Below are 10,823 nucleotides of genomic sequence, written 5' to 3'. Positions count from 1 at the left end.
TGGGGCGGCGCTGGCGTCCTGTTCGAAAAGTCGCTGGCCGACCGCTGGAAGTATCCGGGCCCGCTGGCGGCCGAGGAGGAGGGCAAGCTGCTCCGCGCCGGGGTCGCCTACAGCCTGGCCGGCGACGATGGGGCGCTGTCGCGTCTGCGCGAACGCTACCAGAGCTTCGCCGACCAGGCCCGCAATCCGGACGCCCTGCGGGTGGCGCTGTCGGGGGTTCAGGACGGCCGGCTGAGCGTCGCCGACTTCGGCCGCATCACCGCCGACAACGAGGCCTTCGCGGGCTGGGTCGCCAAGATGAAGGTGCGGTTCCGCGACAAGCCCGCGCCCGTCGGCCTGCGCACCGCGGCGACCCCGGCCCCGGCCAAGACAGCCCAGGCCGCGACGCCGCCGAGCAAGGGTTAGGTTCTATCTCCCTCCCCTCGATCGGGAGGAGGGCCTCAGCCCCCGCCGGCGCCGCGCTGGAAGCTCTCCACCAGACTGCCCGCCACCAGCCGCCAGCCGTCCACCAGGACAAAGAAGATCAGCTTGAAGGGCAGGGACACCACCACCGGCGGCAGCATCATCATACCCATGCTCATCAGCACGCTGGCCACCACCAGGTCGATCACCAGGAAGGGGATGAACAGCAGGAAGCCGATCTCGAAGGCGCGCTTCAGCTCCGAGATCATGAAGGCCGGGGTGACCACCCGGATCGGTATTTCCTGAATGGTGCGGGGCCGCTCGATCTTTGACAGCCGCACGAAAAGCGAGAGGTCCTCGCGGTCCACCTGGGACAGCATGAACGTCTTAAGGGGCTCGCTGGCGGCGTCGAAGGCCTGTGGCAGCTCGATCTGCTGTTCCAGCAGCGGCTTGATCCCCTCGTCGTAGGACTTCTGCAGGGTCGGACCCATGACGATGGCCGACAGGAAGATGGCCAGGCTGATGATCACCGCGTTGGGCGGGCTCTGCTGCAGGCCAAGCGCCGTGCGCAGCAGGGACAGGACCACCACAATCCGCACGAAGGAGGTGGTCATGATGACGATCGAGGGCGCCAGCGACAGCACCGTCAGCAGGCCCATCAACTGGACGACGCGCTCGGTCAGTCCCGCCCCGGTGCCCAGGTTGATGTTCACCGCCTGGGCCAGGGCCGTGGCCGGCAGGATCAGGCTGCCCAGGGTGATGAGCGCGGCCAGCAGGAAGGCCCGGCGCCAGTCTTCGGCGCGCAGCTGGACGAGGGATTTGAACCTTCCGGCCATCAGGCGCGGCCCTTCTTCACGGGTGGGAGGACCTGGCCCTCGCCCAGCAGCAACAGACGCTCCTCGCCATCGCAGGAGACCAGCACCAGGCGGCGGGAGGGATCAAGCACCAGGCTTTCCACGACCGCCAGGCGACGCTCCTTGCGGCCCGTTGCGGCGGTGAAGCGCGCCAGGGCCTCGGGTCCGAAGCGGCGCAGGGCCACGGCGGCCAGGCCCACAAGTCCCAGGGTGATGGCCAGGGCGAACACGGCCCGGGCGAAGATAGCGAAGTCCATCGCGATGAGACGGTGAGGAGGCGGCCGGCCGAAAGCGCCGGTCAGGGCCAGAAGTGCCGCAAGGGTCTTAAGGAGCGATTAACCCTATTTATTCACCATGTTTCCCATGGATATCGGCGACATCCCCCTGTTCTCGATGCTGCGCGGCCGGATGGGTTACCTGTCCGACCGCCAGAAGCTGATCGCCCAGAATGTCGCCAACTCCGACACCCCGGGCTTCTCGCCCAAGGATCTGAAGCCCTACGACTTCGCCGCCCAGATGAAGGCCGCGAGCAATGGGGCCAGCAGGGTTTCCGTGACCCAGGTGGGCCACATGACGCCCCCCAGCCAGCGCAACGGCGGCGACTTCAAATCCAGGGTCGCCAAGGACTCCGAGACCACGCTCGACGGCAACTCCGTCGTGCTGGAGGAGGAGATGATGAAGATGTCCGACGCCCGCATGAGCTACGAGGCGGCGATCGGCTTCTACCAGAAATCCCTCAACCTGCTGCGGATGGCCGCGCGGGCTCCCGGGAAATAGAGGCGAAATAGATGCCCGAGATCAAACCGGTCAGCGGTGTCGCCCAGGCGATCGCCACCACCGCCCTTCGCGCCCAGCAGGGGCGGATGCGAATCATCGCCGAGAACATGGCCAACGCCGGCTCCACCTCGAAGGTCGCCGGGGGGGACCCTTACCGCCGCCAGGCCCCGGTGTTCACCGCGGTCAAGATCGACGGCGGCATGGGGGTGCGGATGACCCGCGTCGACCCCGACATGAGCGACTTCAAGACCGAGTACGAGCCCGGCCATCCGTCGGCGGACGCCAAGGGTTATGTGAAGATTCCCAACGTCAACACCCTGGTCGAGGCGCTGGATATGAAGGAGGCCCAGCGGGCCTACGAGGCGAACCTGAACGTGATCGAGACGGCCCGCGCCATGGAGACGCGCACCCTTGATCTGCTGAAGCGATAGGATCCTAGGCCATGATGACCGCGCTTGCCGCCGCCAAGGCCTACGCCTCCACTCAAGGGGTGGGAGCCGCCAAGCCAACCGGCGCCGCCGCCGAGGGCGGCCTCGACTTCGGCTCCCTGGTGAAGTCGGCCATGACCGACGCCATGCAGGCCTCCAAGCATGCGGAAAACCAGATCAAGGCCAATGTGGCCGGCAAGGCCGAACTGATCGACGTGGTCACCTCGATCTCGGCGGCCGAGGCCAGCCTCGAGACCGTGATGGCCGTCCGCGACCAGGTGATCAGCGCCTATCAGGAAATCATGCGCATGCCGATCTGAGGCCGCTTGCCTCGGCGCGCGCCGCGCCGGGATTTCTGCCTCGTCGCGCTTTCGGACGGCGAACCTGAGTCCACTTCGCCGGAAAGCGCTCTATGGTCTTAGGATGCCTCAGACCGCCATCGAACTCTCGGCCATCGAGAAACGCTACGCCGCCCATGCGGCGCTGGCCGGCGTCAGCCTTTCCATCGCGCCTGGCGAGTTCGTGGCCCTGGTGGGGCCATCGGGGTCGGGCAAGACCACCCTGCTCAAGACCATCAACCACCTGGCCGCCCCAGACGCCGGCTCGGTGCGCGTGCTGGGGGAGGATGCGGGGTCGGTTCCGGTCCACGTCCTGCGCCGCCGCATCGGCTACGTCTTCCAGGAGATCGGGCTCTTCCCGCACCTGACCGTGGCCGAGAACATCGCCATCACCCCCAAGCTGCTGGGTTGGGACGCCGCGCGGATCGCCGCCCGGGTCGACGAGTTGCTGGGCCTGGTCGACCTGCCCCGGGAGATGGGGGGGCGCCTGCCGGCTGCGCTTTCGGGGGGTCAGCGCCAACGGGTCGGCGTGGCCAGGGCGCTGGCGGCCGAACCGACGGTCATGCTGATGGACGAACCCTTCGGCGCCCTGGACCCGGTGACCCGCGACCAGCTCGGAACCGACTATCGCGCCCTGCATGACCAACTGGGTCTGACCACGGTAATGGTCACCCACGACATGAGCGAGGCGGTGCTGCTGGCCGACCGGATCGTGGTGCTGAAGGCCGGCGTGATCGTGGCCGACGGGACGCCTGGCGGGCTCAGCGCCACGAGCGCCGACCCCGATGTCCGCGCCCTGATGGACGCGCCGCGACGCCAGGCCGAGCGGCTGGCCGCCCGCCTGTCGGAGAGCGCCTCGTGAACCCCGCCCTGGCTGCCGCCTTTGACCTGCTTCCTGAATACCTGGCCTGGCACGTGCTGCTGAGCGCCTCGGCCCTGGCGTTGGGCCTGGTCATCAGCCTGCCGCTGGCGGTGGCCATCAGCCGCAGCCCGCGCCTGCGCTGGCCGGTCCTGGCCTTCGCTGGCCTGATCCAAACCATTCCGAGCCTGGCCCTGCTGGCCCTGTTCTATCCGCTGCTGCTGGTGGTCTCGGCCCTGAGCCTGTCGCTGACCGGCCACGGGTTCTCGGCCCTGGGCTTCCTGCCTTCCCTGCTGGCGCTCACCCTCTATTCGATGCTGCCGATCCTGCGGACGGCCACCACCGGCATCCTCGGCGTCGACCCGGCGGTGCGGGAGGCCGCCGACGGGGTGGGGATGACCGCGCGCCAAAAGCTGTTTCAGGTGGAGCTGCCGCTGGCCATGCCGGTGATCATGGCCGGCGTGCGCACCGCCGCGGTTTGGACCATCGGGGCCGCGACCCTCTCCACGCCGGTGGGCCAGACCAGCCTTGGCAACTACATCTTCGCCGGTCTGCAGACCGAGAACTGGGTCAGCGTCCTGTTCGGTTGCGCGGCCTCCGCGGTGCTGGCGATGACCGCCGACCAGCTGCTGGGGCTGATCGAGATGGGCGCTGCGAGGCGCGATCGCCGCCTGATGATCGGCGGCGCGCTGGGGCTCCTGGTGGGGATCGTGATCGCCATCCTGCCGCTGGCGAGCTTCGGCAAGCCGGCCAGCTATGTGGTGGGCGCCAAGAACTTCTCCGAGCAGTACATCCTGGCCGAACTGATGGCCGACCGGCTGGAGCGGGCCGGCGCCACGGTCAGCCGCAAGGAGGACCTGGGCTCGGCTGTGGCCTACCGCGCCTTGGCGGCCGGTGAGCTGGACGTCTATGTCGACTACACCGGAACCCTGTGGACCAACGTCCTGAACCGCCAGGACAATCCGGGCCGCCAGGCTGTGCTGGAAGGCCTGACCAACGAGCTCAAGACGCGGGACGGGGTGACGGTCCTGGGTTCCCTGGGCTTCGAGAACGCCTACGCCTTCGCCATGCAGGCCGACCGGGCCAAGGCGCTGGGCATCGTCAGCCTGGCCGACCTGGCCCGCGAGGCCCCCAAGCTGACCCTGGGGACCGACATCGAGTTCCTCTCGCGGCCGGAATGGAAGGCCGTCGATGCCGCCTACGGCTTCCGTTTCAAGGCGCAGCGATCCTTCCAGCCGACCTTCATGTACCGGGCCCTTTCCGGCGGCGAGGCCGACGTGATCTCGGCCTTCTCCTCGGACGGGCGGATCGCCGCCGACAAACTGGTGGTGCTCACCGATCCCAAGGGGGCCCTGCCGCCCTATGACGCCGTGATCCTGGTCTCGCCCCAGCGGGCCGGCGACCAGCGACTGCTCGGCGCGCTGAAACCCCTGGTGGGGTCGATCCCGGTCTCGGCCATGCAGGCGGCCAACTACAGCGTCGACCGCGACACCGCCAAGGCCAGCCCGGCCGAGGCGGCGAGGGGACTTTCGAAGTGAAGTTTAGGCGCCGCCTGCAGTGGTTCCCCGGCCCTTAGGGGATTAGTCATTTGGCTAAGTCCTGGGGACCGGTAGCCCTTCGTTAACCATGTCTGCGCGAGATGGGGGCGGTTCTTCTCCCTGTTGCGCGAGGCCTTTCATGAGCGGCTCCGAGGTTCTGGACGTCGGTCGGGACGCGATCTGGCTGACGCTGCAACTGTGCGCGCCGGTGCTGATCGTGGGCCTGGTGGTGGGGGTGGCCATCGGCCTGATGCAGGCCCAGACCCAGATCCAGGAGGCCACCCTGGTCTATGCGCCCAAGATCGTCGCGATCTTCATCTCCCTGCTGCTCTTCCTGCCGCTGATGGGCGCCCTGATGAGCAACTTCATGCGCCAGATCGCCGCCCGCATCTCGGCGATGTAAGCGGCGTGGAGTCCTACGCCACAGCTCAGCAGGTTTATGTCGGCGGACTGGTCTTCGCGCGGCTGTCGGCCCTGCTGATGCTGATGCCGGGGGTCGGGGACTCCGCGGTGCCGCCGCGAATCCGGCTGTCCTTCGCCTTCCTCATGACCCTGATGCTGCTGCCGGTGGTGGCCCCCTACCTGCCGGCCGTCCCGGCCGCCATGGGCACCATGGTCGGCGGGCTCCTGAAGGAGGTGCTGATCGGGCTGATGATCGGAACGATCCTGCGGATCTTCCTGATGGCCCTGTCCACCGCCGGCGAGATCATCTCCATCCAGACGACGCTCTCCTTCGCCCAGACCACGGCGCCGGGCATCGCGCCGGGCTCCTCCACGCTGAGCACCTTCCTGGGTCTGATCGGCCTGACGCTGATCATGGCGACGGGGCTGCACCACCTGTTCCTCAGCGCCATCGTGAAGTCCTACACCCTGTTCCCCTTCAGTCGCGACCTGCCGGTGGCCGACTCCGCGACCCTGGCCGTGCAGACCGTGGCCGACTGCTTCAAGCTGGGGGTGCAGCTCTCGGCGCCCGTGCTGGTCTTCTCCCTTGTCTTCAACGTGGCGATCGGCCTGGTGGGCCGGGTCATGCCGCAGTTCCAGGTCTTCTTCGTGGCCTCACCGCTGATGGTGATCTTCGGCCTCTCGATCCTGGCGCTCAGCCTGGGTGTCATCGGCACCGTCTGGCTGAGCCGTTACCGCGAGCTGCTCATGGTCTTCGGCGGCTGAGATGGCGGACGACAGCGATCCCGAGTCAAAAACAGAAGAAGCCACAGCTGGTAAGCTCAGCAAGGCGAGGGAGCAGGGCGACGTCCCCAAGACGCCGGACCTGCCATTGCTGGCCTCCTTCGCCGCCGCCGCCAGCGTGATCGTCTTCGCGGGCGGCGCGATGTGCCGCGACCTGGCCCTGGCGATGACGCCCTTCATCGCCCACCCGGACTCCATCAGCGTCTCGGGCGGCGGCGGCCAGGACGTGCTGTACTACGTGATGAAGGCCGGGGCGCCGTTGATCCTGGGGGTGATGTTCGCCGCCGCCCTGGCCGGGGCGGCCGGCAACCTGGTCCAGACCGGGCTGATGTTCACCCCCAGCAAGGTGTTCAAGTTCGACTACAAGAAGATCTCGCCGATGGCGGGGCTGAAGCGGATGTTCGGGGTGGACGCCCTGATGCAGTTCGGCAAATCGCTGGTGAAGATCGGGCTGGTGGGCTGGATCGGCTATCTGGTGGTCAAGCCGCACATGGCCGAGTTCACCCAGCTCTCGGCCATGGACCCCAACGTCATCCTGCCCTTCGCGGCCAGGCTGATCCGCACCTTGGCCTTCTCCATCGCCGGCTTCCTGCTGCTGATCGCGGGCCTGGACTGGTTCTGGCAAAAGCAGCGCTTCATGAAGCGCCAGAGGATGAGCAAGGAAGACCTGAAGGAAGAGTACAAGCAGACCGAGGGCGACCCCCACATCAAGGGCAAGCAGAAGCAGCTGCGGATGGTCCGCGCCCGCCAGCGGATGATGCAGAACGTGCCCGGCGCCACCGTCGTGGTGATGAACCCGACCCACTACGCCGTGGCCCTGAAATATGACGCCGGCGGCGAGGGCGCCCCCCAGTGCGTGGCCAAGGGCATGGACGCCATCGCCCTGCGTATCCGCAAGGTCGCCGAGGAAGCGGGCGTGCCGGTCATCGTCGACCCGCCCCTGGCGCGCTCTCTCTACGCCTCGGTGGACGTCGAGGAGTTCATTCCGCAGAAGCACTATGAGGCCGTCGCCAAGATCATCGGCTTCATCCTGCAGAGCGAGAAGCGGGCCGAGGCCCCGCCGAAGCCCAGGATGGCCCCCACCCGTGTGCGGGTGCCCGGATGATGTCGGCCGGGGCGCCCATTCACCGTAAAGCCGCGTAATCTCAGGGCTTCATGTATGCTGACCACCGATTCGCCGGGCCAACCCGTTCAGGGCGCCCGCCTGGGAAACCCCATGGCTGAGCCGACCGCAAAACGCCGGTTTGATCCGCTGACCGCCGCGGCGGTGGTGTTCTTCCTCATGGCTGTCGCCTTCGCGGCCGCCCCGGCCATCAACGCCGGCCCCGCGACCCTGGCCGGCCTGATGCTGCTGATCGGCCTGGCGGGCGTCGCCTGCCTGGGCCTCTTCGCCCTTCGTGGCTCTGTGGAGGCCGCCGCCGAGAGCGAGCCCGGCGCTGACAAGCTGATCGAGGCCCTGTCCGAACCCACCGCCATCGCCACCGCCGACGGTCGCATCCACGCCGCCAACGGCGCCTGGAGGACGGTGCTCGGCCTGGCGCCGCGCCTGCCCAAGGGCGGGCCGTCCGCCGCCAGCCTGTTCGCGGCCCTGACCGCCGCGCGCCGGGGCGACACCTCCCAGGCCTCGATCCGCGCCAACGGGACCGAGCACAACGCCACCATCTCGCCCCTGGGCGCCCGCCGCTTCCTGGTGCGCCTGAACGCCGGGCCCGCCGAACCCCTGGCCCTGCCGTCGGCGGCCATGGACGTGCTGACCGCCTTCTCCAATGCGATGCCGCCGCCTCCAAAAGTGCTGGACGCCTTCGCCGCGGCCTCGCCCTTCGGCGCGGCCCTGCTGGAAGGCGAAGACCCGTTTGAGTCCACCATCGTCGAGGCCAATCCGACGCTCGCCGCCGCGCCGGGCTATGGCGGCGTCGGCTCCACCTTCGGAGACCTGATCGAGACCGCCAGCCGGGCCGACGCCAGCCAGCGGCTGAAGGACGGGACTGCGAACGGCGGGGCGCTGGAAGTGCGCCTGGCCAAGGATCCCACCAAGATCGCCCACCTCTACCTGTCCAAGAGCGACGGCCGCTGGGTCGCCTATCTGGTGGACGTGTCCGAGCAGAAGCAGATCGAACTGCAGCTGGCCCAGAGCCAGAAGATGCAGGCCATCGGCCAGCTGGCCGGCGGCGTGGCCCACGATTTCAACAACCTGCTCACCGCCATCTTCATGCAGCTCGACGTGCTGTCGACGCGCCACCCGGTGGGGGACCCCTCCTATGAGGGTCTGAGCGAGATCCGCTCCACCTCCACGCGGGCCGCCGACCTGGTGCGCAAGCTGCTGGCCTTCTCGCGCAAGCAGACCGTGCAGCGCGAGATCCTCGACCTGGGCGAACTGATCAGCGAGTTCGAGGTGCTGCTGCGCCGCGTGCTGCAGGAAGACGTCAAGCTGGAGACCGAGTACGGCCGCAACCTGCCCCACGTACGGGCCGACCGCGGCCAGCTCGAGACCGCGGTGATGAACCTGGCGGTCAACGCCCGCGACGCCACCCGCATGAACGGCGGGTCCCGCGTCACCATCCGCACCGCCCGGGTCACCGAGGCCGAGGCCCATGCCCTGGGCTATCCCTCGGCCCAGGGCGAGCAGGCCCTGATCGAGGTGTCCGACGACGGCCCCGGCATCGCGTCCGACGTGGTCGACAAGATCTTCGACCCCTTCTTCACCACCAAGCCGGTGGGCGAGGGGACGGGCCTGGGCCTGGCCACCGTCTACGGCATCGTCAAGCAGTCCGACGGCTGGATCAGCGTCGACTCCAAGCCGGGCGAAGGCGCGGCCTTCCGCATCTTCCTGCCGGTCCATGCCGCCCCGGCCGTGGTGGCCACGCCCCTGGTCCAGAAGGCCTCCCGCCCCGCCGCCCGCGATCTGTCCGGCGCCGGCCGCATCCTGTTCGTCGAGGACGAGGACGCGGTGCGCGGCGTCGCCGCCAAGCTGCTGCGCGCCCGCGGCTACGAGGTGATCGAGGCGGCGTCTGGCGAGGAAGCCCTGGAGCTGGCGGAGGAACATGCCGGCACCATCGACCTGATGATCTCCGACGTGGTGATGCCGGGCATGCAGGGCCCCGACCTGCTGAAGCACGCCCGGGTCTATCTGGCCGGCGCCCCGGTGATGTTCATCTCCGGCTATGCCGAGGCCGAGTTCTCCAACCTGCTGGAGGGCGAGACCAACGTCTCCTTCCTGCCCAAGCCCATCGACATCAAGACCCTGGCCGAGCGGGTGAAGCAGGAGCTTCAGAAGGCGGCTTAGGGGATCGGCCTTCCTCCCCCGCCCCCGCGTGGGGAGGCGGAAACAGATCGAGGAACAACACCCCGTCCCCGCCGCTTGTCTGCGCACACCCCCGCGCAGGAGCATCCGATGTCCGAGACCCCCGAATCCCAAGCCGAGGCCGCCGCTGAGCGGGGCCGGGATATCCAGGATCAGGTGGAGGCCGCCGAGGAGAGGTCCTTCGCGCCGGAGAAGCCCCAGGCCATGCAGGCCGGCGCGCGGGCCTATCCGGTCCCGCCCTTCCCCAAGCAGCATCAGGACAAGCCGGGCAGCGAGGCGGCGCTCGATCCCGCGCCGATGTACGACGCGCCCTTCTGGAAGGGCTCGGGCAAGCTGGAGGGCAAGGTGGCGCTGATCACCGGGGGGGATTCAGGCATCGGCCGCGCGGTGGCGATCCTGTTCGCCCGCGAGGGGGCCGATATCGCCATCGCCTATCTGACCGAGGAGGTGGACGCCAACACCACCCGGTTCGCCGTCGAGGCCGAGGGGCGGCGCGCCATCCTGATCCCCGGCGACGTCGCTGCTCCGGGCTTCGCCAAACAGGCGGTGGAGAAGACCGTGGCGGAGTTGGGAAAGCTGGACGTGCTGGTGAACAACGCCGCCTACCAGGAGCACGTGGACGACGTCCTGGACCTCACCGACGAGCACTTCGACCTGACGATCAAGACCAATCTGTACGGCTATTTCTACATGGCCAGGGCGGCGGTGGCGGTGATGCAGCCGGGCGGGGTGATCCTCAACACCGGTTCGATCACCGGCATCGAGGGTAGCAAGGACCTGCTGGACTATTCGATGACCAAGGGCGGCATCCACGCCTTCACCCGGGCGCTCGCCGGCCATCTGATCGACCGGGGCATCCGGGTGAACGCCATCGCGCCGGGCCCTGTCTGGACCCCGCTGAACCCCGCCGACAAGGACGAGGAGAAGACCAGCAAGTTCGGGTCACAGACCCCCATGGGCCGCCCGGCCCAGCCGGAGGAGATCGCGCCGGCCTATGTGTTCCTCGCCTCGGCCCAGAGTGCGAGCTTCATCACCGGCGAGGTGCTGCCGATCATTGGCGGGTATTGAGGGATAGGTCGGAATGAGCTGGGCTTTTCCTCCCCTGTCGCGAAGCGAACGGGGGAGGAAAGGGTAGGTGGAC

12 protein-coding genes and 1 pseudogene are annotated in these 10,823 nt (G+C 68.3%); 11 read left to right on the top strand and 2 right to left on the bottom strand.

What is annotated here, in order from left to right:
- Positions 1–405: pseudogene (locus tag RMO97_RS15740) on the top strand (endoglucanase); the annotation flags it as partial.
- A gap of 35 nt (positions 406–440) precedes the next feature.
- Here the strand turns inward: RMO97_RS15740 and fliP are convergent.
- Both fliP and RMO97_RS15730 read right to left on the bottom strand, forming a co-directional pair.
- On the bottom strand, positions 441–1,238 hold the full coding sequence (gene fliP / locus RMO97_RS15735) for a flagellar type III secretion system pore protein FliP (protein ID WP_409035323.1): 798 nt from the start codon (positions 1,236–1,238) through the stop codon (positions 441–443).
- A complete protein-coding gene (locus RMO97_RS15730) occupies positions 1,238–1,513 on the bottom strand; it encodes a flagellar biosynthetic protein FliO (protein ID WP_304782043.1) in 276 nt (91 codons plus the stop codon). The genes fliP and RMO97_RS15730 overlap by 1 nt, the downstream gene beginning before the upstream one ends.
- A gap of 106 nt (positions 1,514–1,619) precedes the next feature.
- Here RMO97_RS15730 and flgB point away from each other — a divergent pair, with 106 nt between their 5' ends.
- The 10 genes from flgB to RMO97_RS15680 all read left to right on the top strand — a co-directional run bounded on the left by flgB (position 1,620) and on the right by RMO97_RS15680 (position 10,750).
- Positions 1,620–2,033 carry a flagellar basal body rod protein FlgB gene (gene flgB / locus RMO97_RS15725; protein WP_409035324.1) on the top strand — a complete coding sequence of 138 codons (414 nt, stop codon included), beginning with the start codon at positions 1,620–1,622 and terminating at the stop codon, positions 2,031–2,033.
- A gap of 11 nt (positions 2,034–2,044) precedes the next feature.
- The gene (flgC, locus tag RMO97_RS15720) at positions 2,045–2,464 is read left to right on the top strand and encodes a flagellar basal body rod protein FlgC (protein ID WP_310541979.1); all 420 of its coding nucleotides are present in this window, start codon (positions 2,045–2,047) and stop codon (positions 2,462–2,464) included.
- 11 nt (positions 2,465–2,475) lie between these two features.
- Entirely contained in the window at positions 2,476–2,781 is a 306-nt protein-coding gene (locus tag RMO97_RS15715; RefSeq protein WP_304782049.1) for a flagellar hook-basal body complex protein FliE, read from the top strand.
- Between the two features lie 103 nt (positions 2,782–2,884).
- Positions 2,885–3,661, top strand: a complete 777-nt coding sequence (locus tag RMO97_RS15710) for an ABC transporter ATP-binding protein (protein WP_310541978.1) — start codon at positions 2,885–2,887, stop codon at positions 3,659–3,661.
- The gene (locus RMO97_RS15705; RefSeq protein ID WP_310541977.1) at positions 3,658–5,196 is read left to right on the top strand and encodes a glycine betaine ABC transporter substrate-binding protein; all 1,539 of its coding nucleotides are present in this window, start codon (positions 3,658–3,660) and stop codon (positions 5,194–5,196) included. The genes RMO97_RS15710 and RMO97_RS15705 overlap by 4 nt, the downstream gene beginning before the upstream one ends.
- 139 nt (positions 5,197–5,335) lie before the next feature.
- Positions 5,336–5,599 (top strand): flagellar biosynthesis protein FliQ, encoded by a 264-nt coding sequence (gene fliQ, locus RMO97_RS15700; RefSeq protein ID WP_310541976.1) that lies wholly within the window; start codon positions 5,336–5,338, stop codon positions 5,597–5,599.
- Between the two features lie 5 nt (positions 5,600–5,604).
- A complete protein-coding gene (gene fliR / locus RMO97_RS15695; protein ID WP_310541975.1) occupies positions 5,605–6,363 on the top strand; it encodes a flagellar biosynthetic protein FliR in 759 nt (252 codons plus the stop codon).
- 1 nt (position 6,364) lies between these two features.
- Positions 6,365–7,486 carry a flagellar biosynthesis protein FlhB gene (gene flhB / locus RMO97_RS15690; protein WP_310541974.1) on the top strand — a complete coding sequence of 374 codons (1,122 nt, stop codon included), beginning with the start codon at positions 6,365–6,367 and terminating at the stop codon, positions 7,484–7,486.
- 111 nt (positions 7,487–7,597) lie between these two features.
- Positions 7,598–9,664 (top strand): cell cycle histidine kinase CckA, encoded by a 2,067-nt coding sequence (cckA, locus tag RMO97_RS15685; RefSeq protein WP_310541973.1) that lies wholly within the window; start codon positions 7,598–7,600, stop codon positions 9,662–9,664.
- Positions 9,665–9,772: 108 nt separating this feature from the next.
- A complete protein-coding gene (locus tag RMO97_RS15680) occupies positions 9,773–10,750 on the top strand; it encodes an SDR family oxidoreductase (RefSeq protein WP_310541972.1) in 978 nt (325 codons plus the stop codon).
- The last annotated feature ends 73 nt before the right edge of the window (positions 10,751–10,823 follow it).

It is taken from the genome of Phenylobacterium sp., from assembly GCF_031425575.1.
Classification (GTDB): Bacteria; Pseudomonadota; Alphaproteobacteria; order Caulobacterales; family Caulobacteraceae; genus Phenylobacterium.
Note: the sequence above shows the minus strand (reverse complement) of the source record. Positions and strands in the feature narration are given on the sequence as shown.